The sequence below is a fragment of the Myceligenerans crystallogenes genome (assembly GCF_039529775.1).
Taxonomy (GTDB): Bacteria; Actinomycetota; Actinomycetes; order Actinomycetales; family Cellulomonadaceae; genus Myceligenerans; species Myceligenerans crystallogenes.
In genome coordinates this window covers 196,201-221,900 of the sequence record NZ_BAAANL010000007.1, presented here as the reverse complement: position 1 = coordinate 221,900, position 25,700 = coordinate 196,201, and the positions used below count along the sequence as shown (strand labels likewise).

Genomic DNA, 25,700 nt, shown 5'->3' with positions numbered 1-25,700 from the left:
GGCCACTTCGCCCTGACCGCCCGGCGGTAGCCCCGGAGAGCGCCCTCCGGGGAGAACGACAAAGGCTGCCACATGACGTGACAGCCTGGTGTCGAATACTCGCGAGGGTTGCTCGCGTCGCCCGCTGGGTCAGGCAGCGGCGCACTCCGTGCAGATCGGCTGACCGGCGTGCTCGCCGGCGAGCTGGCTGCGGTGGTGCACGAGGAAGCAGCTCGAGCAGGTGAACTCGTCGGCCTGGCGCGGCAGCACGCGGACGGCGAGCTCCTCGCCGGAGAGGTCCGCACCGGGGAGCTCGAAGCCCTCGGCCGCCTCCGTCTCGTCCTCGTCCACGACACCGGACGACTTGTCCTGGCGCCGGGCCTGCAGTTCCTGGATCGAATCCTGCTCGACGTCCTCGTCGGTCTTGCGCGGGGCGTCGTAGTCAGTTGCCATGTGTGTCTCCGTGGATCTTGGTCGTCGAGATGGTGCACGCTGATAATGCGTGGGGTCCAGGATTTGTTCCCGGACGGGCGAACGGATTCTGCACCAAATTTTCGCGCCGCGCGACATCAATTGGTGTTAATCGCGTCACGCACCGTCCGGCCTGGACGGATGTCGCCCTGACCAGCGGCTGCGCCGATTGGTTTCACGGTCAGCGGACGAGATCCGAACAACTTCGTTTCACCACCTGACACAGTTCCAGCAGCCGTGGCCGGTCGCAACAGGCCCGGCGACCGTGGGTCCAGGTCGCCGGGCCCGCTGCTGCGGAAGCGCTCTCAGCCCTGGTCGGCGTCCGCCGCCTCGAGGATCTCGGCGAGCGGCGCGACGAACTCGGCGGCCCCGGCCACGAGCATCTCGCTGGTCGCGGGCATCCCGCGCAGGCCGGTCAGCGCGGCGCCCGCCTCGGTCGCCACGAGCGCGCCGGCGGCCATGTCCCACGGGTTCAGCCCGCGCTCGTACACCAGGTCGAGGGAGCCCTGCGCGAGCAGGCACAGGTCGATGGCCGCCGAGCCGAGCCGCCGGATGTCGCGCACCTGCGGCAGCACCTGCGTGAGCACCACGGCCTGGGAGGCCCGCCGGTCGGCGTCGTACCCGAAACCGGTGCCGACGAGGCACTCCCCGAGCGACGCGGGCCGGGAGATCCGGATCGGCTCGCCGTCGCGCGTCGCGCCCTGGCCCCTGCCGGCCGACCACGTGCGGTCGTCCGGCACGGAGTGCACGGCGCCGGCCACGATCGTCCAGAGCGCGGGGTCCGGGGGACCGGCGACGACGGCGACCGACACCGACCATCCCGCGATGCCGTAGAGGTAGTTGACCGTGCCGTCGATCGGGTCGAGGACCCAGGTCAGGCCGCTCGTGCCGGGGGTGTCGTCGCCCTCCTCGCCGAGGATGGCGTCGTGCGGCCGCTCCTCGGCCAGGATCCGGCGCATCAGCTCCTCGGACGCGCGGTCCATCTCGGTGACGGGATCGGTTCCGGTGGACTTGGTGGCCGCGACCTCGACGTTCGCGGGGCGGCCCTCGCGCACGAGGGTTCCGGCGGTGACGGCGAGTCGCTCCGCGAGCGCGCGCAGGCCCGCGATCTCGGGGTCGCCGGGCAGTTCGATTCCGGGGGGCATCAGGGTTTCGCTCACGTCCGCCATCCTGCCGGACTTGCCGTGCGGACGGATTTCGGTTCTCGACCGGCGCGCTGCGCAAGGCCGTGGTACGGAAGGTAATCTCGCGCGGTTTCCCGGCGTGCCTGTTGGCCGAACGCGGCGGTTGATGGCAGGCTCACAGGTGCACGCGGACCAAGCGGAGGTAAAGGACGATGGACGAGCTAGAGCTCGTACGGCTGCACGAGGACGGTGACCACCTGGTGGTCGCCGGGCCTGACGGCGCCGAGCACCTGCTGCCCATCACGGACGCCCTGCGCGCCGCCGTGCGCGGCGACCGTCCCCGCCTGGAGTCGATCCGTGCCGAGGAGCAGCTGACCATGCGCCCACGCGACATCCAGGCGCGCCTGCGCGCCGGCGCCACCGCCGCCGAGCTCGCGGCCGAGTCGGGCATGCCGCCCGAGCAGATCCGCCGCTTCGAGTACCCCGTGGCCTCCGAGCGGGAGCACGCCGTGGGCAGGGTCCGCGCGAAGGCGGTGATGTCCGACGACGGCGGCACGGCCACCATCGGCGACCTGGCCGACAAGCGGCTGAAGGGGCGCGGCAGCCTGCCCGGCTCCGTCGACTGGACGGCCACGCGCGAGGGCATCGCCCCGTGGGTCGTCACCCTCCGCTTCGCCGTCGAGGCGGGCGAGCGCACGGCGCGCTGGAGCTTCGACCCGCGCGGCGGCGCCGTCGTCTCGCTGGACGACGAGGCGCGCTGGCTCTCGCTCCCGGAGGAGGACGACGGCGGGCCGGTCTCCCGCACGGTGACGGCGCTGCCGCCCAGCCGCGGCTTCGGCCGCCTCCCGGCGCCGCCGCCCGACGAGACCGACCTGCTGCTCGACGGGCTGTCCGAGCGCCGCGGCCAGCGCCCGCAGCGCGGCCCCGAGCCCGCCGGGTTCGACGCGGGCGACCTCGACCTCGACCAGCTGTCGCCGCGGCGGCGTCGTCCCGATCCGGTGCCGGTCGGCACGGTGCGGCCCGCCGTGACCCCGGCCGACGGCCGGGGCGACCAGGGCGCGGAGGCGCCCGCCGTTCCCGCGGACGGCGATCCCGAGCCGTCCGGCGCCGAGCCCGCGGCCGCCGTCGTCGACCTCGGGGCACGCCGGGAGAAGAACGGCCGGCCCGTGCCCGCGGAGCCCGCCGGGCAGCCCGGGGCGACCTCCCACGACTGGGAGGCCCCGAGCCAGTGGGACATCCCCGGTCAGGACGACGACGAGCGCCGGCCGCGCACCGCCGCCCTGAAGACCGGCGGCCCGCTCACCGGGGCCGTCCCCAAGCCGATCACGGGCCCGCACCGGTCGGTGCCCGCCGACCGTTCCGAGACCCGCAAGAACAACGGCGCCGCGGCCGCCGCGGAGCAGATCCGCTCGGGATCGGGCACCACGCACGGCGAACCCGCCGGAACTGGCCCCGGCCGCACGGCGGAGCCGCCGGAGGACAAGAAGTCCCGCCGCAAGCCGGCCCGGCGCGGCCGCGCCCAGGTCCCCAGCTGGGACGAGATCGTCTTCGGCTCGCGCCCCGAGGGCTGAGCGGGTCCGATCGGGCCGGGCCGCCTCAGCCCGCGTCCCGCGCGAGGGCGGCGACCAGGGCGTGGGGGTCCCTCGTGGACACGAGCCAGTACGGGACCGGGTCGCCGTCGTCGACCACCGCGATGCGCACGCCCGTGCGCGCCCACGCGCGCAGGCAGACGTACGCCCGGGCGTCGAGGCCCGGGCCGAGCTCCCAGCGCATCTCGTCGGCGTCCAGCGCCGCCGCCGTGCCGAGGGCGGACAGCGGGATGTTCGCGCGCCCCGCGCTCAGCACCCCGGCGCTGACCTGCACCACGGGCGACGTCGTCGCCAGCGCGAACACCGCGAGCGCGCACAGCAGGACCCCCGTCGCCGTGCCCAGCGGCGGGCTGAGCGGCCACAGCACCAGCCCGCCGATCACGCCGAGACCCACGGTGCCGAGCCAGCCACCGGGGCCGGGCAGCAGGCGCTCGCGGAACTCGGGGGCCGTGCGGGAGGTCATGGAGGACATCATCCCGTACCCTCGCAGCGTGCCTCACAACGACGCCGCTGGTGCCGCCATCTCTTCCGCTTCCTCGTCCGGTGCGGTGCCCGACGCCGCAGCAACCGTGGACGTGCTCATCCAGCTCCTGGACGACGACGTCCCCGTGCCCGGGTACGCGCATCCCGGCGACGCGGGCGCGGACCTGGTGACCACCCAGGACGTCGAGCTGGCGCCGGGTGCCCGCGCGGTCGTCCCGACGGGCGTCGCCGTCGCGCTGCCGGACGGGTACGCGGCGTTCGTGCACCCGCGCTCCGGCCTGGCGGCCAGGCACGGCGTCACCGTCGTCAACGCGCCCGGCACCGTCGACGCGGGCTACCGCGGCGAGATCAAGGTGACGCTGCTGAACACCGACCCGCACGAGCCCGTGAAGTTCGCGCGCGGGGACCGTATCGCGCAGCTCGTGATCCAGAAGGTGGAGCGGGCCCGCTTCCTGCGGGCCGAGCGCCTGCCGGGCTCCGCCCGCGGCGACGGCGGCTTCGGGTCGTCCGGCGGCTGGACGCCCGCGCCGTGACGGCCGGCGCCGCCCGTCACCGGCGGGGTAGTACAGAGTTTTCCGAAGTCCGGCGATGGGGATTAGGGTTGACTGCCGGGTGCGATCCCAGCGCGCCCGCCCGAGAGGAGATGTCAAGTGGGCCTGTTCCGACGTAGCGCGAAGGCGACGACGCCCGAGGTGGAACCCCAGTCGGTTCCGGCCGACACGCCACTGCCGTCGGGCCGTGCGCGCGGTCCGTTCGACCGCGCCGACGTCGACAAGCCCGGCCCGCGCGTCGACCTGGGCGCGATCTGGCTCCCCGTGCTGCCCGGCCTCGAGCTGCGCATGGAGATCGAGAAGAAGACCCAGAAGGTCACCGGCGTGACGGCGGCGCTCGGCGGGTCCAGCCTGCAGCTGCAGGCGTTCGCGGCGCCGAAGTCCGCGGGCATCTGGGACGAGATCCGCACCGAGATCGCCGAGTCGGTGGCCCGCCAGGGCGGGAAGGTCGACGACGTCCCGGGCGTGTTCGGCCGCGAGCTGCTGGTGCACATGCCGGCCACGGCGCCCGACGGCTCGCCGCGCACCCGGCCCGCCCGCTTCATCGGCGTGGACGGCCCGCGCTGGTTCGTGCGCGGGGTGCTGGCCGGCAAGGCGGCGCTCGACAAGGAGGCGGCCAAGCCGCTGGAGTCGGTGTTCGAGAACGTCGTCGTTGTCCGGGACGAGAGCCCGCGCCCGCCGCGCGACCTGCTCACGCTCACGCTGCCCCGGCAGAAGTCGGCCGGGTCCACGGACGCGGGCGACGTCGCGCCGGGCGGCGTGCCGCAGGCCGCACCGCCCACCGCCGCCGACCTCAACCCGCTGCAGCGCGGCCCCGAGATCACCCAGATCGGCTGACGAGGCGACCATGGGCTGGCGATCCGCGTTCCGCGGGGTTCTGACCTCCGACGACGACTACGAGGCGCTGCGCGAGCGGGTCGTCGCCGGGCGGAGCGCGGGCTGCGTGCCCGTGGCGTCGCTGCCGCTGCGCCGCCGGGCGAAGGTGGCGGGCATCCTGCGGTCCGTGGTGCTGCGGCCCCGCGAGGGGGTCCCGACGGTCGAGGCGGAGCTGTTCGACGGCTCGGGCGTCCTGGACCTGGTCTGGCTGGGCCGCCGCTCCATCAAGGGCATCGAGCCGGGCCGCCGGCTCGGCGTCGAGGGCATGATCTGCGAGGCGCACGGCCGCCGCACCATCTACAACCCGCGCTACGAGCTCCGGCCCCGCGCCGGGGACCTCTGAGAGAACCCTGGGCGCGGCCCGGATCGCCGCAAGGCAGAATGTCCTCATGAGCCATCGCGCCGACGCCCGGCAGCCCGAGCAGTCCGAGCAGGTCCCGTCCGGAGCGTCTCCGGCGCGCGGCGTGGCCGCCGTGACGGGGGAGGACTTCTCCGCGCTGGCGGCGATCGGCGGGGTGCGCGGGCTGGTGGAGTCGGTGCTGCCCGGGCTCGTGTTCGTGGTGGCGTTCTCCGTCACCCGTGATCTCGTGGTGCCGCTGGTCTCGGCCGTGGCCGTGGCCGTGATCCTGACGGTGGTGCGGCTGGTGCAGCGCACGCCGGTCACGCAGGCGCTCGGCGGCCTCGTGGGCGTGGCGATCGGCGTGGTGTGGGCGTGGATCACGGGCGACGCGGAGGACTACTTCGCGGGCGGCCTGCTCGTCAACGCGCTCTACCTGGTCCCGATGGCGGTCTCCGTGCTGGTGCGCTGGCCGGTCGTGGGCCTGGTCGTGGAGGCGCTGAAGTCGGGCCTCACGCCGGACAAGCTCAAGGAGGCGGCCGCGGCGGCGGACGGCGACCGCCCGGACGGCGACCGCCCGGGCGACCGTGACGCCGACGCCGAGGAGAACCCCTTCGCCCCCCTGATCGCCTGGCGGTCGGACCCGGAGCTGATGCGCCGCTACTCCATCGCCACCTGGCTGTGGGTCGGCATGTTCGCCCTGCGCCTCGCGGTGAAGGCGCCCCTGTACTTCGCGGGCGAGGTCACCTGGCTCGGGGCGTTCCACCTGCTCCTGGGCGTTCCGCTGTGGGCCCTGGTGCTGTTCCTCACCTGGGTCGTGGTGGCCCGGCGCCCGGCTCGCGCGGCTCAGGCCTGACCGGTCAGCAGGGCCTGCAGCTGGGTGCGGTCGACGCCGGAGCTGGTCACGATCAGCAGCTCGTCGTGGCCCTCGAGCGTGTCGTCGGGCGACGGCGCCACGGGCCGCCCGTCCCGCACGATCGTGGACAGCACGGTGTTCTCCGGCCAGTCGATCTGACCCACGCGGGTGCCGATCAGCGGCGAGTCGCCCGGCAGGGTGATCTCCAGGATGTCCGCGCCGGACTGCTGGAAGCTGAGGATCGGCACGAGCTCGCCGACGGCGACCGCCTCCTCGACCATCGCCGTCATGATGCGCGGCGTCGACACGGCCACGTCCACGCCCCACGACCCGTCGAACATCCACTCGTTCTTCGGGTGGTTCACGCGGGCCACGGTGCGCGGCACGCCGAACTCCGTCTTGCACAGCAGCGAGAACACCAGGTTCACCTTGTCGTCGCCCGTGGCGCCGACGACGACGTCGGCCGTCTCCACGTTCGCGTCCGTGAGGCTGGACAGCTCGCACGCGTCCGCCAGCACCCAGTCCGCCTCGGGCACCTGGGCGACGCGCATGGCCAGCGGGTTGCGGTCCACGAGCAGCACCTCGTGGTCGTGGCTGAGCAGCTCCCGGGCGATGGACCGGCCCACGGACCCGGCGCCGGCGATGACGACCCGCATCAGTTCTCCTCGTGCTTCGGTGCGGTGGTGAGCACGCGTTCGACGGCGTCGGCGTCGTCGGACCGCATCGTCACGTGCAGCACGTCGTTCTCCTGGAGCACCGTGTCGTCGTCGGGCAGCACGCCCTGCGCGAACCGGGAGACGAACGCGACGCGCGCGCCCGCGGCGCGCTCGATCCGCCGGATCGGGACGCCCACCCAGCCGGGGTGGTAGTCGATCTGCGCGATCCGGATCCTGCCCGACGGGTCGCGGAACTCGTCGGTGGCCCCCAGGGGGAGGATGCGGCGCAGCACCTGGTCGGCGGTCCAGCGGACCGTCGCGACCGTGGGGATGCCGAGGCGCTGGTAGATCTCGGCGCGCTGCGGGTCGTAGATGCGCGCGACGACGTTGTCCACGCCGTAGGTCTCGCGCACGACACGCGCGGACAGGATGTTGGAGTTGTCGCCGTCGGACACGGCCGCGAAACCGTACGCCTCCTCGATCCCCGCCTGCACCAGCGTGTCCCGGTCGAAGCCCACGCCGGTGACCTTCTTGCCCGCGAAGTCCGCAGGCAGGCGGCGGAACGCGTCGTTGTTCTGGTCGACGATGGCCACCGAGTGCCCGCGCTCGGAGATGTTCTGCGCGAGAGTGGCCCCGACGCGGCCGCAACCCATGATCACGAAGTGCACGAGGGGAACGCTACCCGCACTTGGGCATAGCATCATCCAACGTGGCGGAGATTCTGAATGTGGCCAAGCGCGTGCTGGTCGGGCGGCCGGTGCGCAGCGACAGCCTGGGGCACACCCTGCTGCCCAAGCGGCTGGCCCTGCCCGTGTTCGCCTCCGACGCGCTGTCCTCGGTGGCGTACGCGCCCGACGAGATCCTGCTGACCCTCTCGATCGCCGGGCTCACCGGGATGTTCGTCGCGCCGTGGGTCGGGCTGATGGTGGTCGCGGTGCTGCTCGTCGTGGTGACCTCGTACCGGCAGAACGTGCACGCGTACCCGTCCGGCGGCGGCGACTACGAGGTCGCCACCACGAACCTGGGCCCGACGGCGGGTCTCGGGGTGGCGTCCGCGCTGCTCGTGGACTACGTGCTCACCGTGGCGGTGTCGGTCAGCTCGGCGGCCCAGTACGCGTCGTCGGCCGTCCCCGCGCTGCGCGGGCACGAGGCGATCGCCGGCGTGCTGGTCGTGGCGGGCCTGGCGCTGATGAACATGCGCGGCGTGAAGGAGTTGGGGCGGGTCTTCGCCGTCATGACCTACTGCTACATGGGCGTGATCGGCGCGCTCGCCGTCACAGGCTTCGTGCGGTTCCTCATGGGGACGCTGCCCAAGGCGGCCAGCGCGGAGTTCGAGATCACCACGGAGGCCGCCTTCGACCAGGGGCTGGTAGGGCTCGGCGGCGCGTTCCTGGTGGCCCGCGCGTTCGCGTCCGGCTGCGCCGCCCTGACCGGGGTCGAGGCGATCAGCAACGGCGTGCCCGCGTTCCGGCGGCCCAAGTCCCGCAACGCGGCGACCACGCTGATGCTGCTCGGCGGGATCTCCTCCACGATGATCATGGCGATCCTGCTGCTCGCGCAGGCCACGGGCGTGAAGTTCGCGGAGGACCCGCACACCCAGCTCACCGTGGACGGCGCGGCGGTGCCCGAGAGCTACAACCAGCACCCCGTCGTCGGCCAGCTCGCCGAGGCGGTCTTCGCCGGGTTCCCCGTCGCCTTCCTCGCGGTCTCCGCCGTGACCGGCATCATCCTCGTGCTCGCCGCCAACACGGCGTTCAACGGGTTCCCCGTGCTCGGCTCGATCCTCGCCAAGGACGGCTACCTGCCCCGCCAGCTGCACACCCGCGGCGACCGGCTCGCCTACTCCAACGGCATCATCGCCCTGGCGGCGGCGGCGATGGTGCTCATCCTCGTGTTCGACGCCGAGGCGACCCGCCTCATCCAGCTCTACATCGTGGGCGTGTTCGTCTCGTTCACGCTGTCGCAGTCCGGCATGCTGCGGCACTGGACCCGCGAGCTGCGCACCGAGTACCGCCCGGCCGAGCGCGCGCGGATGATGCGCGCGCGGGCGGTCAACGCCGTCGGCCTGCTCTTCACGGGCGTCGTGCTGGTCATCGTGCTCGTCACGAAGTTCACGCACGGCGCCTGGATCACCCTGCTCGCCATGGCCGGGCTGTTCCTGATGATGCGCGCGATCCGCAAGCACTACGACGACGTCGGCGACCAGCTCGCGATCGTCGGTTCCGAGGACGAGGGGCAGCTGCGGGCCCTGCCCAGCCGCGTGCACGCCATCGTGCTCGTGTCCAAGGTGCACAAGCCGACCCTGCGGGCGCTCGCGTACGCCCGCGCGACCCGGCCCTCGACGCTGGAGGCCGTCACCGTCGGGGTGGACCCGGACGACGTCGAGGGTCTCGTCGCCGCCTGGGAACGGCAGGACCTGTCGGTCCCGCTGCGCGTGCTCGACTCGCCGTTCCGCGAGATCACCCGGCCGCTGCTGAAGTACGTGCGCTCCATCCGCCGCGAATCCCCGCGTGACCTGGTCGTGGTCTACATCCCGGAGTACGTCGTGGGACACTGGTGGGAGCAGCTGCTGCACAACCAGTCGGCGCTGATCCTCAAGAGCAGGTTGCTCTACACGCCGGGTGTCGTCGTCTCGTCGGTGCCCTGGCAACTCGAATCCACCGCCGGTCAGACCGGCCTCGAGGGCGCGTACGTGCCCGGTCAGCGGAGGCTGCCATGACCGTTCGTCCTTCCGTCCCGCCGTCCGGCAACTCGCCGGCGGGCAGCTCGCCGTCCGGGCGGTCCGGCGGACGCCGTCGGCCCCGCCCGGGCGCGCGGCCCTCGCGCCCCGCGTCCGTGACCGAGCCCGGTGCCGACACCGGCGAGCTCGGGGAGATCCTCGAGCTCGAGATCGGCTCGATCGCGCACGGCGGCCACTGCGTCGCCCGGCACGACGGACGGGTGATCTTCGTGCGGCACACCCTGCCCGGCGAGCGCGTCCGCGCCCGCGTGACCGCCACGGGCTCCCGGTTCTGGCGCGCCGACGCCGTCGAGATCCTCGAGCCCTCGCCCGACCGGGTCCCGGACGCCTGGCCCGCCGCCGGCCCCGGCGGTGTCGGCGGAGGCGAGCTCTCGCACGTCGCGCTCGCCGCGCAACGCCGCTGGAAGGCCGGCGTCGTCGCCGACCAGCTGCGCAGGATCGCCCGGTACGACGGCGACCTGCTCGACGGGCTCACCGTCGAGGCGGTACCCGGGGACGACGACGCCGGGGGGCTGGGGTACCGGACCCGCATCGACCTGGTGGCAGGCGACGACGGGCGGCTCGGCATGCACCGCTTCCGCTCCCACGAGGTCGTGGCGCTCAAGCCGCTGCCCGCGGGGATGCCGCTGGCGACCGCGGACGTCGCGGCGCTCGCGGCGGCCGAGGGCGTCCTCGACCGGCTCTGGGAGCCCGGCACGCGGGTCGAGCTGGTCGCGCCCGGGGACGGGGACCCGATCGTTCTCGCGGACGGCGAGCCCTGGCACCGCGGCCATGCCGACACCCGGCCGAACGCGCGCCGCAGCGTCAAGGAGTCCGTCCCGGTGCGGCTGCCGGGCGCGGCGGAGCCCGCCACGTTCACCTTCCGCGTCGCCGCGGGCGGCTTCTGGCAGGTCCACCGGGCGGCGCCGGCCCTGCTCGCGCAGGCGGTGCTGGACGCGGTCGGCGACATCTCGGGCAGGACGGTCCTCGACCTGTACTCGGGCGCGGGCCTGTTCACGCTGCCGCTCGCCGCGGCGGCAGGGGAGTCCGGCGTCGTCGTCGCCGTGGAAGGGGACGACGGCGCCGTCCGCGACGCCCGCCGCAACGCCCACGAGCTGGGTCAGGTGCGGCTGCACCCCGGGGACGTCGCGGCGGTGCTCACCGGCCAGGACGTGCCGGCCCGCGCCGACGTCGTCGTCCTCGATCCGCCGCGCGCCGGCGCGAAGCGCGACGTCGTCGCCGCCATCGCGGGCCGCGACCCGGAACGGGTCGTGTACGTGGCCTGCGACCCGGCCGCCCTGGCCCGCGACGTCGGCTACTTCCAGCAGGCGGGCTACGCCCTGACGTCCCTGCGTGCGTTCGACCTGTTCCCCCACACGCACCACGTGGAGTGCATCGCGGTGCTGCGGCGCTCCTGACCGGCTTCGTGACGCGGAAGTATCTTGACGTCAAGATACATGCGGTATGCTGGGCGGAGCAGCCCGGCCTAGGCTGGGTGGAGCCCCCTTGTTCCCGTCGTCGGGCCGGTGCGTGCGAACCGCGTGCCGGGTGCCCGGCGGCCCCGCACAGCCCCGCGAAGGAGCCACTGTGAGCACCGTGGACAGTTTTCGATCGAAGGGACAGCTGAAGGTCGGCGAGAATGCCTACGAGATCTTCCGGCTGTCGGCGGTGGAGGGTGTGGAGCGTCTTCCGTACGCCCTGAAGATCCTCGCCGAGAACCTTCTGCGCACCGAGGACGGTGCCAACATCACGGCTGACCACGTGCGCGCCCTCGCGCAGTGGGACCCGGACGCCCAGCCGGACACCGAGATCCAGTTCACGCCCGCGCGCGTGATCATGCAGGACTTCACCGGCGTGCCCTGCGTGGTGGACCTCGCCACGATGCGCGAGGCCGTCGCGGAGCTGGGCGGCGACCCGACGCGGATCAACCCGCTGTCGCCCGCCGAGATGGTCATCGACCACTCCGTGCAGATCGACGTCGCCGGGCGCGCGGACGCGTTCGAGCGCAACGTCGAGATCGAGTACGAGCGCAACCACGAGCGCTACCAGTTCCTGCGCTGGGGCCAGACGGCGTTCGACGACTTCAAGGTCGTGCCGCCGGGCACCGGCATCGTGCACCAGGTGAACATCGAGTACCTGGCGCGGACCGTGATGACGCGTGAGGTCTCCGTGAACGGGGAAGCGCCGGTGCTGCGGGCGTACCCCGACACCTGCGTCGGCACCGACTCGCACACCACCATGGTCAACGGCCTGGGCGTGCTCGGCTGGGGCGTCGGCGGCATCGAGGCCGAGGCCGCCATGCTGGGCCAGCCCGTGTCGATGCTCATCCCGCGCGTCGTCGGCTTCAAGCTGACCGGGTCCATCCCGGCGGGCGTGACCGCGACCGACGTCGTCCTGACGATCACGCAGATGCTGCGGCAGCACGGCGTCGTCGGCAAGTTCGTGGAGTTCTACGGTGCGGGCGTGGCCCAGGTGCCGCTCGCGAACCGCGCCACGATCGGCAACATGTCGCCGGAGTTCGGTTCGACGGCCGCGATCTTCCCGATCGACGAGGTGACGGTCGAGTACCTGCGGCTGACCGGGCGTTCCGAGGAGCAGCTCGCGCTGGTGGAGGCGTACGCCAAAGAACAAGGTCTGTGGCTCGACACTGAAACCGACGGAGGGGCACCCGAGGCGCAGTACTCCGAGTACCTGCAGCTCGACCTGTCGACGGTGGTCCCGTCGATCGCCGGGCCGAAGCGCCCGCAGGACCGCATCGAGCTGACCAACGCGAAGCACCAGTTCCTGCGCGACCTGCCGAACTACGCGCCCGAGGTCGGCGCGGCGGCGGACGAGGCCGAGCACGAGTCCTTCCCGGCGTCCGACTCCCCGGCCCCGGCCGCGAACGGCCGCAAGAAGGTCGCCGTGACGGACTCGGACGGCAAGGAGTTCGAGCTGTTCCACGGCGCCGTCGGCATCGCGTCGATCACCTCGTGCACCAACACGTCCAACCCGTCCGTGATGCTCGCCGCGGCGCTCCTGGCCAAGAAGGCCGTCGAGAAGGGCCTCGGGGCCAAGCCGTGGGTCAAGACGTCGATGGCGCCGGGCTCGCAGGTCGTCACGAACTACTACGAGAAGGCGGGCCTCTGGCCGTACCTGGAGAAGCTCGGCTTCCACCTGGTCGGTTACGGCTGCGCCACCTGCATCGGCAACTCCGGCCCGCTGGACGAGAACATCTCGGCCGCCGTGCAGGAGCACGACCTGACGATCGTCTCGGTGCTGTCCGGCAACCGGAACTTCGAGGGCCGCATCAACCCGGACGTCAAGATGAACTACCTGGCGTCCCCGCCGCTGGTCATCGCGTACGCCCTGGCCGGGACCATGGAGTTCGACTTCGAGACCGAGCCGCTCGGCCGCGACGAGGCCGGCGCCCCGGTGTTCCTCAAGGACATCTGGCCCTCCCCGGAGGAGGTCCAGGCGACGATCGACTCGTCGATCGACCGGAAGATGTTCGAGGCCGACTACGCCGACGTCTTCTCCGGCGACGACCGCTGGCGCGCCCTGGACACCCCCGAGGGCGACACGTTCGCCTGGGACCCGGACTCCACCTACGTGCGCAAGCCGTCCTACTTCGACGGCATGGGCATGGAGCCGGCGCCGGTCGAGGACATCGCGGGCGCGCGGGTGCTGGCCAAGCTGGGCGACTCGGTCACCACGGACCACATCTCCCCGGCCGGCTCCATCAAGCCGGACTCCCCGGCGGGCGTCTACCTCGCCGAGCACGGCGTGGCGCGCCGCGACTTCAACTCCTACGGCTCGCGCCGCGGGAACCACGAGGTCATGGTGCGCGGCACGTTCGCGAACATCCGCCTGAGGAACCAGCTCCTCGACGGCGTCGAGGGCGGCTTCACGTACAACTTCGTCAAGGGCGCGCAGGACACGATCTACGACGCCGCCCAGGACTACGCCGCGCAGGGCACCCCGCTGGTGGTGCTGGGCGGCAAGGAGTACGGCTCCGGCTCGTCGCGCGACTGGGCGGCCAAGGGCACGAAGCTGCTGGGCGTGAAGGCGGTCATCACCGAGAGCTTCGAGCGCATCCACCGCTCCAACCTCATCGGCATGGGCGTGCTCCCGCTGCAGTTCCCGGCGGGGGAGTCGGCGGGCTCGCTGGGCCTGGACGGCACGGAGACCTTCGACATCTCCGGGATCACGGCCCTGAACGACGGTGCGACGCCGTCGACGGTGGCGGTCAAGGCGACGAAGGAGGACGGCTCGGTCGTCGAGTTCGACGCGGTGGTCCGTATCGACACCCCGGGCGAGGCCGACTACTACCGCAACGGCGGCATCCTGCAGTACGTGCTGCGCAGCCTGGTGGCCTGATCCGGTACGACGGCGGTGCGGGGCCTCAGATCGTCGAGGCCCTGCACCGCCGTCGTCGTCCCACCACGAGCTTTGCCGCGCGACCACGAGCTTTTCGGCGGACCAACCTGGGCGATGCACGGCAAGCTCGTGGTGGCCCGGCGAAGCTCGTGGTCACCCCGAGCGGGCGGGGGATGTCAGACAGGGGTCGTAGGTTGGGGGCGTGAGCGAGAATCCGGAGTTGATCGTGGCCGACGTCGCCGCGTGGCGGGCATGGCTGGACGAAAGCGAGTCGTCGTCCGACGGCGTCTGGCTGGTGCTCGCCAAGAAGGGGAAGGACGCGCCGACGACGCTCAGCCATGCGACCGCCCTGGAGGAAGCCCTGTGCAGCGGCTGGATCGACGCGCAGGCTCGAAGCCGGGACGACGCGACGAGCAAGCAGCGGTTCTGCCCGCGCCGTGCCCGGAGCAAATGGTCGGCGCGCAACGTCGGCATCGCCGAACGCCTCGTGACCGAGGGCCGCATGCGCCCGCGCGGCCTGGAGGAGATGGAGAAGGCCAAGGCCGACGGCCGCTGGGCGGCTGCCTACGAGAGCCCGAGGAACATCCAGGTCCCCGACGACCTCGCCGCGGCGCTCGCGGCCAGCCCGCGCGCGGCGGCGATGTTCGAGATCCTCTCGGGCCAGAACCGCTACGCGATCCTCTTCCGCCTGGCCAACCTGAGGACGGCGGAGGCGAAGGCCCGCAACGTCACCAAGTTCGTCGGGATGCTGGAACGCGGCGAGACGGTGTACCCCCAGAAGAAGACGCTGGAGCCGGAGAGCTGAGGACCCGCCCGGCCCACGGAGATCCGCGGGCCGGGCGGGCCGCCGGCGGTCAGGCCGTTCTCGAGCTCACGGCCGAAGATCAGCATGCCGCCGGCCGGTTCTGGTCCGGATCGTCCGGGCAGGGATCGCGTCAGACGAGCGACTGCGCCGCCCCCGCGAGCAGGATGGCGCCCATCAGAACGCCCGTTGTCGGGTGGGTCATGGGCGTCCCGTTCGGCGTCATGAGGCGGCCGACGGCGGCGACGGGCCACGCCAGGATCACGGCGGCCAGGCAGAACAGGGCCACGAAGTACAGGTAACTCACCGTCAGCAGCTCGGCCAGCACCACGACGTGGATGACGAGCGAGACCGCCACGGTGCTCGGCACGAGCCGGGTCTGGTTGTGCGAGGCGAGGAACCCGGTGAGCCAGCGCGTCACGGCACCCTGCAGGAGCAGCGCGACGAGGTAGATCCCGATGGTGGGCCCCTCGACGGAGGTCCCGTCCGCCACGGCGCCGACGGCGTCGATCGTCCCGCTCGCCGCGACCACCACGGAGCTGACCGCCCCGGCGATCGGCAGCAGCGCCCACAGCCCGCGGATGTGCCGCATCGACCAGAGGAACCAGAGGCCCGCGAAGACCGCGAGGATCACGGTCGCGACGGCCACGTCGAAGGCGTGTTCGGTCGGCATGGTTCCCCCACTCGTCGGGCGTGCTGCTCGGCGACCGGCGTGGACGACCACCGGACGAACGCGACCCACAGCTTAGGGGAAAACCTGCAGGTCAGGGAAGATGACTGGGCTTCACCGCGGTGATGTGTTCCACCACCCGGCGCCGCACGCCGGCGTCGCGCACGATCCGGTTGTGCCCGAGGCCCGTGGTGGTGACCAGCTCCGCGGAATCGGCGTGGGCGGCGAGCATGAGCTCGGACTGGGAGTGCAGCACCCGCTTGTCCTCGGCGTCGTGCACGAACAGCACCGGGACGCCTGCGGGAACGGGCCGCCGGGTGAGGTCGTAGTGCTCGGCGAAGTCCGGCTCGCCGGGAAACCAGCGGCGCCGGACGGCGTCGTCGTACCTGGTGCGCAGCGTCCGCGGCGTGCCGCTGAGCGCGAAGAAACCGTCGTTGATCGCCGTCGCCGACGAGATGCCGGCCAGCGCCGCGAAGCGGTGCGCCGGGACGCCGCCGGCCAGCGCGACGCCGGCGGCGAGCACGCCGGCCGAGTGCGCGACGACGCCTTCCCAGGCGTCCGGTTCGGCCTCGGAGAGGCGGCGCACGATCGCGACGTCGTCGGCGAGGGTGCGGTGCGTGCCGCCGGAGTCGCCGTGCCCGGGGGCGTCGTAGCCGACGACGCGGCGTCCCGCCGCGACCAGGTCGCCGACGAGCGGCGCGAAGAAGGCCGCGCGCGACTGCCAGCCGTGCACGAGCAGGACGGCGGGGGCGTCCGGCTCGCCCCAGGTGTGCACGACGACGTCGACCGGGCGGTGGTTCGTGGCGCGCCGGAGATGGCGGGTCGTGGAGCGGTGCGACGACTCGTGCACCTCGCGCTCGTGCGGGCGGACGGCGGCCCGCCGGCCGAGGCGGAAGGCGGCCCGGGCGGCGATCTCGGCGGCGAGGGGCGCGGGGAGGTGCGCGAGATGGCGCAGGGGTCCGGTCACTGGGCTCTCCAAAGTATGTGAACGATCGATCGGATTGTTTGGGAGCCTACAACATGTGCGTACGGTCGTACACTCACTTCATGGCGAACGGAGAGCATGCAGCAGTGCGGGCCCCGGCTGATCCGAGTGCCGGTGCCGGGGCCGCGAGCGGGGCTGTGGCGGACGGGGCCGCCGGCGTGGGGGCGAGCGGGAGTGCCGGTGCCGGAGAGGGAGATGTGGCGGCCGGTGGTGCCGCCCGGGCCGACCGGCGCCGGGAGCGGGGTGACCGGACCCGGCTGGCCGTTCTGGAGCAGGCTGTGCAGGACGCCTCCGTGCGCGGGCTCGAGGCGTTGTCGCTGGGCGGCCTGGCGGCGTCGGCGCCGGTGAACAAGAGCGCGATCGCGGGGCTGTTCGGGTCGAAGGAGGGGTTGCAGCTCGCCGTCGTCGCGCGGGCGCGGGAGATCTACACCGGTGCGGTGATCGAGCCGGCGCGGGCGGCGGCGCCGGGCCTGCCACGGGTCCGGGCGCTGGTGGAGTGCTGGATCGACTACTCGCGCCGCCGGGTGTTCCGCGGCGGCTGCTTCTTCCGGACGGTCGAGGTCGAGTTCGACATGCGGCCCGGGCCGGTGCGGGACGCCGTCGTGGAGGCGCAGAGCACCTGGGACTCCTACCTGGCGCACCATGTCCAGCTCGCGGTCCGCGCGGGAGACCTGACCCCGGAGACCGACCCCGAGCAGGTCGCCTTCGAGATCAACGCCCTGCTCAACGCGGCCAACGACCGCTCGCTGCTCCGCGACGACGACGCGGCCTACGCCCGCACCCGGTCGGCGGTAGACGCCCTCCTGAAGACCCGCACCTCGACCTAACTCCTGCCCCCGGGCTGATTCCCATGTTTTCGGTCGGGTCAGTAGAACGTCAGGCCCCTTCTCAGGGGTTTCGAATGGATTCGAAGTGCTGCTGACGCCACCTCAGCGCGGCCTGTCAGCAGTTGGAGGCGGGGGAGGGTGACCGGGGGTGGGTCGTGGTGGTCTCGATGTTGACGGCGGTCGTTCAGAGGTTCAGTTCGCGGGTGTGGTCCCAGGGTTCGGTCCAGCCGAGGGCGTCGAACAGGGTGTCCAGGAGGCCGCCCGTGAAGCCCCAGACCAGGTGGGTCGTGGCGCCGTCGGCGACCTGGAAGCCCGGGCCGCGGTACGTGCGGCCCTCGTGCCGGAGCACCACCGTCACCCGGGACCGCGGGTCCAGCAGGTCGGCGACCGGTGCGCGGAACACGTGGGAGGACTCCGCCTCGTCGACGACGTGGACCGGCGTCGGCTTCGCCCACCAGCCCAGCACCGGCGTGACCACGTGGTTCGACACCGGCATCGGCAGCGCGCCGAACTCGCCGAGCACCTCGACGCCGGACGGGTCCAGCCCGGTCTCCTCCTCGGCCTCGCGCAGGGCGGCGGCGACCATGGACTCGCCGTCGTCGGCCCGGCCGCCGGGGAACGCCACCTGACCGGCGTGCGAGCGCAGGGTCGCGGCCCGGGCCAGCAGCAGGACGTCGAGGTCCTGGTGCACGGCCTCGGCCTGGGCGTCGTGATCGGCGGGCAGCCCGTCGAGCACCCCGAACAGCATCAGGACCGCGGCGGGCCGCGCCTCGCCCGTGAACGGGCCGCGAGCGTGCGCCCACGGGTCCGGGAAACCGTCACCCACCAGCCGTTCCAGCTGCTGCCGGGCGGACACGCCGGCGAGGTCGCCAGGGGAATCACTCACCCCGCGAGACTAACAAGCCCCGGGGCCGCGGCCCCAGCACCGCGGCCCCAGCCCGGCGGACCCCGGCCCGCACCGGTCCCGGCCGGACCGCGGCCCGCCGCCGCACGGCGGCCCCGCGGGTCCCGGCCTCACCAGCTCGTCTCGACCGGCCGCCCCTCCTCGTAGCCGGCGGCGGACTGGATGCCCACGACCGCCCGCTCCGCGAACTCCGCCAGGCTCCGGGCGCCCGCGTACGTGCACGAGGACCGCAGCCCCGAGGTGACCTCGTCCAGCAGGTCCTCGACGCCGGGCCGCTGCGGGTCCAGGTACATCCGCCCGGTCGAGATCCCCTCCTCGTACAGCGCCTTCCGGGCCCGCTCGAACGGCGTGCCCTCGCCCGCCGTCCGGGCCGCCACGGCCCGCGCCGACGCCATCCCGAACGAGTCCTTGTACAGCCGCCCGTGCCCGTCCTCGCGCAGGTCGCCCGGCGACTCGTGGGTCCCGGCGAACCAGGATCCGATCATCACCTGCGCCGCCCCGGCGGCCAGCGCGAGGGCGACGTCGCGCGGGTGCCGCACGCCGCCGTCGGCCCACACGTGCCGGCCGAGCTCGCCCGCGGCGCGCGCGCACTCGAGGACCGCGGAGAACTGCGGCCGCCCGACGGCGGTCTGCATGCGCGTGGTGCACATCGCGCCGGGGCCGACGCCGACCTTGACGATGTCGGCCCCGGCGGCCACGAGATCCCGCACGCCGTCCGCGGTGACGACGTTCCCGGCCACCACCGGCACGTCCGGGTCCACCGACCGCACCGCGTCGAGCGCCGCCAGCATCCGCTCCTGGTGGCCGTGCGCGGTGTCCACGACGAGCACGTCGACCCCGGCCTCGAGCAGTTCCCTCGTCTTCGCCGCGACGTCCCCGTTGATCCCGACGGCGGCCCCCACGAGCAGCCGCCCGGCGTCGTCCGTCGCGGGCGCGTACACCGACGAGCGCACCGCGCCCTTGCGGGTCAGCACGCCCACGAGCCGCCCGTCCCGCACGACGGGCGCCACCTGCACCCGCGCGGAGTGCAGCGTCCCGAAGGCGGCCTCCAGACCGCCCGCACCCGCCAGGATCCCCGCGTCGATCACCAGCGGGTCGGGCGCCATCACGCTCCGGATCTGCGCGAACCGGTCGACGTCGAGGCAGTCCGCCGCCGTGACGACGCCGACGGGCCGGCCGTCCTCGACCACGACCGCCGCCCCGTGCGCCCGCTTGCCGAGCAGCGTGAGCGCGGTGTGTACGGTGTCGTCGGGCGCGACGACGACGGGCGTCTCCACCACCGTGTCCCGGGACTTCACCCCGGTGACGACGTCGGCCACCACCGCGGCCGGCACGTCCTGCGGCAGGATCGTGAGCCCGCCGCGCCGCGCGACGGTCTCGGCCATCCGGCGTCCCGCCACCGCCGTCATGTTCGCGACCACGACGGGGATCGTGGTCCCGGTCCCGTCGGCGGTCGCGAGGTCGACGTCGAACCGCGACGCGACGTCGGAGCGGGACGGCACGAGGAAGACGTCGCCGTAGGTCAGGTCGTGGGGCGGCTCCTGGCCGCTGAGGAAGCGCACGACGCCACACTATGACCTCTCGACGTGGAGCCGGCAGGTTCGATCAGGGCGAAGTCCCGATCATCTCGGCACGCGGGCGCGGGTGTCCCGCAGGAGTACGGCCGGCAGGTTCGATCACGGCGCAGCCCTGGTCCGGGCAGCCGGGCGGGCGCGGGTGTCGCGTACGAGGCCGGCCGTGGTGAGAACGCGGTGTGGAAGTTCCCGGGAGTTCATCCGGGTACGGGCCGCTCCGTAGGATGTCTCCTTGCGTGCGTGGCACAGTGGAGGGCACGCACCCCAGGGGACGGCCCGGGGACGGCGAGGGAAGGAACACGATGGGACTGCTGAGCGGTATCGGCTCACCGCAGGACGTGCGGGCACTCACCCCCGGCCAGCTCGGCGAGCTGGCGAGCGAGATCCGCGGCTTCCTCGTCGAGAACGTGTCCCGGACCGGCGGGCACCTCGGCCCGAACCTCGGCGTCGTCGAGCTCACCATCGCCCTGCACCGCGTCTTCGACTCGCCGCGCGACACGCTGGTCTTCGACACCGGCCACCAGTCCTACGTGCACAAGCTGCTCACCGGCCGCCAGGACTTCTCCCGCCTGCGGCAGAAGGGCGGCCTGTCCGGCTACCCGTCCCGCGCCGAGTCCGAGCACGACGTCGTCGAGAACTCCCACGCGTCCACCGCCCTGTCCTGGGCCGACGGCATCGCGAAGGCCAACGTCGTCGCCGGCCGTGCCGACAGCCACACGGTCGCCGTCATCGGCGACGGCGCCCTGACCGGCGGGATGGCCTGGGAGGCCCTGAACAACATCGCCGAAGGCCACGACCGGCGCCTCGTCGTCGTCGTCAACGACAACGGCCGGTCCTACTCGCCCACCATCGGCGGCCTCGCGAACCACCTCGACACCCTGCGCACCACGCGCGGCTACGAGGTCTTCCTCGACTGGACCTCCCGCATGCTCAACCGCTCCGGCCCGCCCGGGCGGTTCGCGTGGCGCTGGATGCACGGGTTCAAGAAGGGGATGAAGGACATCATCGCCCCGCAGGGCCTCTTCGAGGACCTCGGCATCAAGTACATCGGGCCCGTCGACGGGCACGACGCCGCAGCCATGGAGCACGCCCTGCGCCGCGCCAAGGCGTACGGCAAGCCGGTCATCGTGCACGCCATCACCGAGAAGGGCCGCGGCTACAAGCCCGCCGAGGAGGACATCGCCGACCGCTTCCACGCCGTCGGCGTCATCCACCCCGAGACCGGCCTGCCCGTGGCGCAGTCGCGCTTCGGCTGGACCAAGGTGTTCGCGGACGAGATCGTGCGCATCGGGCGGCGCCGGCCCGACGTCGTCGCCATCACCGCCGCCATGCTGCACCCCGTGGGCCTCGCGCCGTTCGCCAAGGAGTTCCCGGACCGCACGTTCGACGTCGGCATCGCCGAGCAGCACGCCGTCACCTCCGCGGCCGGCATGGCGTTCGCCGGGCTGCACCCCGTGGTCGCCGTCTACGCGACGTTCCTCAACCGGGCGTTCGACCAGGTCCTCATGGACGTCGCCCTGCACAAGGCCGGCGTCACGTTCGTGCTGGACCGCGCCGGCATCACCGGGTCCGACGGCGCCTCGCACAACGGCATGTGGGACATGGCCATGCTCCGCATCGTCCCCGGCCTGCGGCTCGCCGCCCCGCGCGACGAGCCCACCCTCCGCGCCGCGCTGCGCGCGAGCGTCGACGTCGACGACGCGCCCACCGTGGTCCGGTACCCCAAGGGCGCGGTCGGCGCGGAACTGCCGGCCCTCGAGACGCTCGACGACGTCGACGTGATCGGGCGCTTCGAGGCCCGCAAGGCGCCCGTGCCCGACGACGCCGGGCGGGGCGGCGCCCCGGGGACCGTCTCCGGCCGGGCCGGTTCCGGGCAGGAGCCCGTGGCGCGAGCCGCGCGCCGCGTGCTCGTCGTCGGCGTCGGCGCGATGGCGGCCGCCGGGATCGACGCCGGGCAGGCGCTCGCGGAGCACGGCCTGGAGGCGACCGTCGTCGCGCCGACGTGGGTGCTGCCGCTCCCGGCCGCCCTGGTGAAGCTCGCGGGCGAGCACGACGTCGTCGTCACGATCGAGGACGGCGTGTCCGACGGCGGCGTCGGCGCGCTCCTCGCCCAGCGCGCCGGCGAGCAGGGCGTCCGCACGCCCCACGTGCACGTCGGCCTCGACGCGGCGTTCCTGGACCACGCGAGCCGCGAGCAGATCGCGGTGGCCCAGCGACTGACGGCCGCCGACGCGGTCCGCGACACGCTGGCGGCCCTGGCTCAGCCCTGATCTGTGCCCGCCGCGGGTCGGCGGACCGCCGCAGGTCGCGGGGCGCGGGTCGCCGGCCGCCGCACGTCGCCGGACTGTCGCGCCTTGCCGGACTGTCGCGCCTTGCCGGACTGTCGCGCGCCGTCGGACCGGCGCGCGCCGTCGGACCGCCGCGCGCCGTCGGACCGCCGCGCGGCCGTGATCCCTCGCGGGCCGGCGGCGTGATGTGGGGCAGATCATGGGCGACCGGCCGCCCGGGGGAGCGGGGTGCGGCGTAGGGTGCTCGCGTGTGCACCGTGATGCTGCGTCGGGAACCGGGTGGGCGGTGGCCGCTGCTGCTGGCCGCCGTGCGGGACGAGTTCGCGGACCGGGCCTGGGATCCTCCTGCCCCGCACTGGCCCGACGACGCGCCGGGGCTGGTCGGCGGGCGTGACCGGCTGGCGGGCGGGACGTGGCTCGCGGTGCGCGGGGGCGGGACGCCCGCGGTCGCCGCCGTGCTCAACGGGAGCTTCATGAACCGGCTGGACCGGTCCGAGCCCGGCGCGCCGTCGGCCGTCCGGCCGAGCCGCGGGCGGCTGCCGCTGCGGGCGCTGCTGTCGGGGGTGCCGGGCGACGACGAGCTGCGCGAGTACGAGGTGGTGCACCTGGTGGTCGCCGACGCCGACGGCGCGCAGCTGATCTCCTGGGACGGGCGCGAGGTGACCCGGCTGGAGATCCCCGACGGCGACCACATCGTGACCAACGAGGGCCTCGACGTCGCCGACGACCCGCTGGTGCCGCACTTCGGGCCGCTGCTGGCGACGGCGGCCGGCCCTGCGGAGGCGGGCCTGGCGGTGGCCGGCGGAGGCTCCGGCGCGGGGACGACGACGGCGTCCTGGTGGGGCGACTGGACGGACCTGATGCGCGGCGACGGTCTCGCGGGCGACGACCCGCGGGCCCTGCTGGTGCGCCACGAGATCCCGGACGGCCGGGTGTTCGCCTCGACGTCGGCGACCTTGCTGGCCCTCGGCCGCGAACCAGGGCAGCTCCGCATGGACTTCACGGCGACGCCGTCGTCCCCGGACTGGCGGGCCGTCACCCTCTGACGCCCGGACGGCCGGCGCCATGCCGGGCCTGGCGTCATCGCGCCGGGCCGAGCGACACCGTGCCGGGTCGAGTGACATCGCGCCAGGTCGAGTGACACCGTGCCGGGCCGAGCGACATCGCGCCGGGCCGAGCGACATCGCGCCAGGCAACCGGCGCCGCGACCGGCGACCGGCGCGCCCCGCGACGATCGCGCCCGGCGACGATCACGCGCGGAAATAAAAGTGTGCCAAGCGGCGCAGCCGCCACCGGGCGCGGTGAGGGGAATGTCGGGCACGGAAGGTACGCTGCGGCCCGATGGGTTCTTCGGTGAGTGCGCGTGAGGCCAGGCAGGTCGTCGAGGAGGCCGCGGCGCGGCTCGGGGACGCCCGGCTGCTGATGGAGTCCGACGCGCCCTACCGGGAGGCCGTGCGCGACGCCTACGCCGCTGTGCGGCGGGTCCGGCTGCACGCCGAGCTCGTGTCCGTGCGCGTCGAGGAGCTCGAGACCCGGCGCAAGAAGCTCCGGGTCGCCGTCCTGCGCAAGAAGGGCTTCCGCGACGTCGCGCAGGTGCTCGACGCCGGGATCGACGGCCTCGTCGCCGCCGGGATCGGGGAGACGACGGCGCGCCCCGCCGTGGCCGCGGCCCGGGAGCTCGCCGACGAGGTCGAGGGGGACCAGCGGTTCCGCATCGACGTCGACCCCGCCGACCCGCACGTCACCGCGCTCGTGCGAGCCCTGCGCACCTTCGGCGCCGTCACCGACGCCCGCCACCGTCACTACGACGACGCCCGCCGCCTCGCCGCGGTGCTGCCGCCCTACCTCGGCCCGGCGGGCGCGCTGACCCGCTGGTGGCGCCGGCTGTTCGCGGACCACCGGAGCAAGGCCGCCGCGCTCGCGGCGATCGGGTCGCTGCGAGGCGCGCTGGCGGCGTCGTCCCCGGAGCTGGCGACGGCGGCGCGGACCGTCCGGGACGCCGTCGGGCAGCGCGCGGGCGATCCCTGGGCCGACTTCGAGCGGCGCTCGGCCGAGTACTACGGCCTGCTCAGCCAGGTGGTCGATCTCGGCGACGACCACGAGGCCGCCGAGGGCTTCCTCCCGGCCGACGTCGTCCGCCGTGTCGAGGCCCAGCCCCTGGACCGCTCGCTGCTGCACGCGAACCTGCGCGCCTACCAGTCGTTCGGCGCGAAGTACGCGCTCGTGCAGCGCCGCACGATCCTCGGCGACGAGATGGGCCTCGGCAAGACGATGCAGTCCCTCGCCGTGATGACGCACCTCGCGGCCGCGCACGCCGCCGCCGGCGACGGCCCCGCCCACTTCCTCGTCGTCTGCCCCGCGAGCGTCGTGACGAACTGGGCCCGCGAGGTCACCACGCACTCGGCGCTGCCCGCCGTCGTCATGCACGGCAACGACCGGGACGACGCCGCGGCCGCGTGGGCGGCGTCCGGCGGCGTCGGCGTGACGACCTTCGAGATGCTGGGCCGGCTCGACCTGCCCGCGGACCTGCGCCCCGCGCTCATGGTGGTCGACGAGGCGCACTACGTGAAGAACCCCGAGACCCTGCGCGGCCAGAGCGTCCGCTCGTGGACGGACCGCGCCGACCGCGTCCTGTTCCTGTCCGGCACGCCCATGGAGAACAAGGTCGCGGAGTTCAAGGCGATGGTCGGCTACCTCCAGCCGGTGATCGCGAAGCAGCTCGACCCGAACGCGGACCTGTCCGGCGCGCAGGCGTTCCGGCGTATCGTCGCGCCCGTCTACCTGCGGCGCAACACCGAGGACGTGCTCACCGAGCTCCCGGACCTGGTCCAGGTCGAGGAGTGGGAGGAGTTCGGCCGGGCCGACGGCGCCGCGTACGCCCGGTCCGTCGCGGCCGGGAACTTCATGGCGATGCGCCGCGCGGCGTTCGACGTCGAGCGCCCCGAGGACTCCGCCAAGCTCGTGCGCCTCAAGGCCCTCGTGGACGAGGCCGTCGCCAACGGCCGCCGCGTCATCGTGTTCTCCTACTTCATCGACGTCCTGGACCAGGTCATGGCGGTGCTCGGCGACGTCGCCGTCGGCCCGCTCACGGGCCGCGTGAAGATCGCCGAGCGCCAGGAGATGGTGGACAGCCTCTCGCAGGAGACCGGCCCGCGTGTGCTGGTCAGCCAGATCACGGCCGGGGGAGTGGGGCTGAACGTGCAGGCCGCCTCCGTGGTGATCTTCTGCGAGCCGCAGGTCAAGCCCACGATCGAGGCGCAGGCGGTCGCCCGCGCGCATCGCATGGGCCAGACCCGCACGGTGCAGGTGCACCGGCTGCTCGTGGCGGACTCCGTGGACCAGCGCATGATGGAGATCCTCGACACGAAGGCCGCGCTGTTCGAGCAGTTCGCGCGGCAGTCGGAGATCACCGAGACGTCGGAGCTGGCGATCGCCGTCGGCGATCGGCCGGAGGGGGCGTCCGGTTCGGGCGGCTCCGTCGCAGGGCCGACGACGGCGCCCGGCGCGCCCTCGGAGGCCGAGCTGGGCAGGGCGATCGTCGCCGCCGAACGGGAGCGGCTCGCGGGCGGGCCGGGTGCCGTCGGCAGGAACGCGCCCGAGCCCGTTCCGGCGCGCTGAGCCTGGTCGCGGGTGCTTCCGGTCAAAACGGC

22 protein-coding genes are annotated in these 25,700 nt (G+C 73.5%); 13 read left to right on the top strand and 9 right to left on the bottom strand.

Translation table 11 applies throughout. From position 1 onward, the window contains the following. Positions 1–129 precede the first annotated feature (129 nt). Both ABD208_RS16980 and ABD208_RS16975 read right to left on the bottom strand, forming a co-directional pair. Positions 130–432, bottom strand: a complete 303-nt coding sequence (locus tag ABD208_RS16980; protein ID WP_344105172.1) for a DUF4193 domain-containing protein — start codon at positions 430–432, stop codon at positions 130–132. 323 nt (positions 433–755) lie between these two features. Beyond that, on the bottom strand, positions 756–1,595 hold the full coding sequence (locus ABD208_RS16975) for an inositol monophosphatase family protein (protein ID WP_344105302.1): 840 nt from the start codon (positions 1,593–1,595) through the stop codon (positions 756–758). Positions 1,596–1,786: 191 nt separating this feature from the next. Here ABD208_RS16975 and sepH point away from each other — a divergent pair, with 191 nt between their 5' ends. Beyond that, positions 1,787–3,145, top strand: coding sequence for a septation protein SepH (gene sepH, locus ABD208_RS16970; protein WP_344105170.1), 1,359 nt, complete (start codon positions 1,787–1,789; stop codon positions 3,143–3,145). 25 nt (positions 3,146–3,170) lie between these two features. Here the strand turns inward: sepH and ABD208_RS16965 are convergent, their stop codons facing one another. After that, positions 3,171–3,626: a DUF3093 domain-containing protein gene (locus tag ABD208_RS16965; RefSeq protein ID WP_344105168.1), complete on the bottom strand. Its 456-nt coding sequence runs from the start codon at positions 3,624–3,626 to the stop codon at positions 3,171–3,173. An 85-nt stretch (positions 3,627–3,711) separates the two neighbouring features. Here ABD208_RS16965 and dut point away from each other — a divergent pair, with 85 nt between their 5' ends. The 4 genes from dut (at position 3,712) to ABD208_RS16945 (ending at position 6,266) form a co-directional block, all read left to right on the top strand. Continuing rightward, positions 3,712–4,179: a dUTP diphosphatase gene (dut, locus tag ABD208_RS16960; protein ID WP_344105300.1), complete on the top strand. Its 468-nt coding sequence runs from the start codon at positions 3,712–3,714 to the stop codon at positions 4,177–4,179. A gap of 117 nt (positions 4,180–4,296) precedes the next feature. Next, on the top strand, positions 4,297–5,034 hold the full coding sequence (locus ABD208_RS16955; protein WP_344105166.1) for a DUF3710 domain-containing protein: 738 nt from the start codon (positions 4,297–4,299) through the stop codon (positions 5,032–5,034). Between the two features lie 10 nt (positions 5,035–5,044). Next, the gene (locus ABD208_RS16950; RefSeq protein ID WP_344105164.1) at positions 5,045–5,416 is read left to right on the top strand and encodes an OB-fold nucleic acid binding domain-containing protein; all 372 of its coding nucleotides are present in this window, start codon (positions 5,045–5,047) and stop codon (positions 5,414–5,416) included. 46 nt (positions 5,417–5,462) lie between these two features. Beyond that, complete coding sequence (locus ABD208_RS16945; protein WP_344105162.1) at positions 5,463–6,266, top strand: DUF3159 domain-containing protein; 804 nt, start codon at positions 5,463–5,465, stop codon at positions 6,264–6,266. Here ABD208_RS16945 and ABD208_RS16940 read toward each other — a convergent pair. Together ABD208_RS16940 and ABD208_RS16935 are read right to left on the bottom strand one after the other, a co-directional pair. Then, entirely contained in the window at positions 6,257–6,922 is a 666-nt protein-coding gene (locus ABD208_RS16940) for a potassium channel family protein (RefSeq protein WP_344105160.1), read from the bottom strand. The two genes, ABD208_RS16945 and ABD208_RS16940, sit on opposite strands and share 10 nt — an antisense overlap. Further along, positions 6,922–7,575, bottom strand: a complete 654-nt coding sequence (locus ABD208_RS16935) for a potassium channel family protein (RefSeq protein ID WP_344105298.1) — start codon at positions 7,573–7,575, stop codon at positions 6,922–6,924. Before ABD208_RS16935 ends, ABD208_RS16940 begins: the two co-directional genes overlap by 1 nt. Before the next feature lie 56 nt (positions 7,576–7,631). Between ABD208_RS16935 and ABD208_RS16930 the strand changes: the two genes are divergently transcribed. From ABD208_RS16930 to ABD208_RS16915, 4 genes are all read left to right on the top strand, one after another. Continuing rightward, on the top strand, positions 7,632–9,641 hold the full coding sequence (locus tag ABD208_RS16930) for an APC family permease (protein WP_344105158.1): 2,010 nt from the start codon (positions 7,632–7,634) through the stop codon (positions 9,639–9,641). Beyond that, positions 9,638–11,059, top strand: a complete 1,422-nt coding sequence (locus ABD208_RS16925; RefSeq protein ID WP_344105156.1) for a class I SAM-dependent RNA methyltransferase — start codon at positions 9,638–9,640, stop codon at positions 11,057–11,059. The genes ABD208_RS16930 and ABD208_RS16925 overlap by 4 nt, the downstream gene beginning before the upstream one ends. A 169-nt stretch (positions 11,060–11,228) precedes the next feature. Beyond that, complete coding sequence (gene acnA, locus ABD208_RS16920; protein ID WP_344105154.1) at positions 11,229–14,000, top strand: aconitate hydratase AcnA; 2,772 nt, start codon at positions 11,229–11,231, stop codon at positions 13,998–14,000. Positions 14,001–14,202: 202 nt separating this feature from the next. Further along, entirely contained in the window at positions 14,203–14,805 is a 603-nt protein-coding gene (locus tag ABD208_RS16915; protein WP_344105152.1) for a YdeI/OmpD-associated family protein, read from the top strand. Between the two features lie 130 nt (positions 14,806–14,935). On the opposite strand, the gene ABD208_RS16910 is transcribed toward ABD208_RS16915, so the two are convergent. Both ABD208_RS16910 and ABD208_RS16905 read right to left on the bottom strand, forming a co-directional pair. Continuing rightward, complete coding sequence (locus ABD208_RS16910; protein ID WP_344105150.1) at positions 14,936–15,475, bottom strand: hypothetical protein; 540 nt, start codon at positions 15,473–15,475, stop codon at positions 14,936–14,938. A gap of 91 nt (positions 15,476–15,566) precedes the next feature. Beyond that, complete coding sequence (locus tag ABD208_RS16905) at positions 15,567–16,439, bottom strand: alpha/beta hydrolase (protein ID WP_344105148.1); 873 nt, start codon at positions 16,437–16,439, stop codon at positions 15,567–15,569. 296 nt (positions 16,440–16,735) lie between these two features. On the opposite strand from ABD208_RS16905, the gene ABD208_RS16900 reads away from it, so the two are divergent. Continuing rightward, positions 16,736–17,284 carry a TetR/AcrR family transcriptional regulator gene (locus tag ABD208_RS16900; protein WP_344105145.1) on the top strand — a complete coding sequence of 183 codons (549 nt, stop codon included), beginning with the start codon at positions 16,736–16,738 and terminating at the stop codon, positions 17,282–17,284. Positions 17,285–17,468: 184 nt separating this feature from the next. Here ABD208_RS16900 and ABD208_RS16895 read toward each other — a convergent pair whose 3' ends face one another. After that, positions 17,469–18,170, bottom strand: a complete 702-nt coding sequence (locus ABD208_RS16895) for an NUDIX hydrolase (RefSeq protein ID WP_425561122.1) — start codon at positions 18,168–18,170, stop codon at positions 17,469–17,471. A 128-nt stretch (positions 18,171–18,298) separates the two neighbouring features. Next, complete coding sequence (locus ABD208_RS16890; RefSeq protein WP_344105142.1) at positions 18,299–19,750, bottom strand: GuaB1 family IMP dehydrogenase-related protein; 1,452 nt, start codon at positions 19,748–19,750, stop codon at positions 18,299–18,301. Between the two features lie 314 nt (positions 19,751–20,064). Here ABD208_RS16890 and dxs point away from each other — a divergent pair, with 314 nt between their 5' ends. The 3 genes from dxs to ABD208_RS16875 all read left to right on the top strand — a co-directional run bounded on the left by dxs (position 20,065) and on the right by ABD208_RS16875 (position 25,668). Beyond that, positions 20,065–22,032 carry a 1-deoxy-D-xylulose-5-phosphate synthase gene (gene dxs, locus ABD208_RS16885; RefSeq protein ID WP_344105140.1) on the top strand — a complete coding sequence of 656 codons (1,968 nt, stop codon included), beginning with the start codon at positions 20,065–20,067 and terminating at the stop codon, positions 22,030–22,032. A gap of 266 nt (positions 22,033–22,298) precedes the next feature. Next, positions 22,299–23,096 carry an NRDE family protein gene (locus tag ABD208_RS16880; protein ID WP_344105138.1) on the top strand — a complete coding sequence of 266 codons (798 nt, stop codon included), beginning with the start codon at positions 22,299–22,301 and terminating at the stop codon, positions 23,094–23,096. 295 nt (positions 23,097–23,391) lie between these two features. Further along, a complete protein-coding gene (locus ABD208_RS16875) occupies positions 23,392–25,668 on the top strand; it encodes a DEAD/DEAH box helicase (protein ID WP_344105136.1) in 2,277 nt (758 codons plus the stop codon). Positions 25,669–25,700: the final 32 nt, after the last annotated feature.

What these genes read in the sequence shown, in the direction of transcription:
- ABD208_RS16980 (WP_344105172.1), bottom strand. Translation starts at nt 432, where the DNA reads ATGGCAACTGACTACGACGCCCCGCGCAAGACCGACGAGGACGTCGAG.
- ABD208_RS16975 (WP_344105302.1), bottom strand. Translation starts at nt 1,595, where the DNA reads ATGCCCCCCGGAATCGAACTGCCCGGCGACCCCGAGATCGCGGGCCTG.
- sepH (WP_344105170.1), top strand. Translation starts at nt 1,787, where the DNA reads ATGGACGAGCTAGAGCTCGTACGGCTGCACGAGGACGGTGACCACCTG.
- ABD208_RS16965 (WP_344105168.1), bottom strand. Translation starts at nt 3,626, where the DNA reads ATGACCTCCCGCACGGCCCCCGAGTTCCGCGAGCGCCTGCTGCCCGGC.
- ABD208_RS16950 (WP_344105164.1), top strand. Translation starts at nt 5,045, where the DNA reads ATGGGCTGGCGATCCGCGTTCCGCGGGGTTCTGACCTCCGACGACGAC.
- ABD208_RS16945 (WP_344105162.1), top strand. Translation starts at nt 5,463, where the DNA reads ATGAGCCATCGCGCCGACGCCCGGCAGCCCGAGCAGTCCGAGCAGGTC.
- ABD208_RS16940 (WP_344105160.1), bottom strand. Translation starts at nt 6,922, where the DNA reads ATGCGGGTCGTCATCGCCGGCGCCGGGTCCGTGGGCCGGTCCATCGCC.
- ABD208_RS16935 (WP_344105298.1), bottom strand. Translation starts at nt 7,575, where the DNA reads ATGGGTTGCGGCCGCGTCGGGGCCACTCTCGCGCAGAACATCTCCGAG.
- ABD208_RS16925 (WP_344105156.1), top strand. Translation starts at nt 9,638, where the DNA reads ATGACCGTTCGTCCTTCCGTCCCGCCGTCCGGCAACTCGCCGGCGGGC.
- ABD208_RS16910 (WP_344105150.1), bottom strand. Translation starts at nt 15,475, where the DNA reads ATGCCGACCGAACACGCCTTCGACGTGGCCGTCGCGACCGTGATCCTC.
- dxs (WP_344105140.1), top strand. Translation starts at nt 20,065, where the DNA reads ATGGGACTGCTGAGCGGTATCGGCTCACCGCAGGACGTGCGGGCACTC.
- ABD208_RS16875 (WP_344105136.1), top strand. Translation starts at nt 23,392, where the DNA reads ATGGGTTCTTCGGTGAGTGCGCGTGAGGCCAGGCAGGTCGTCGAGGAG.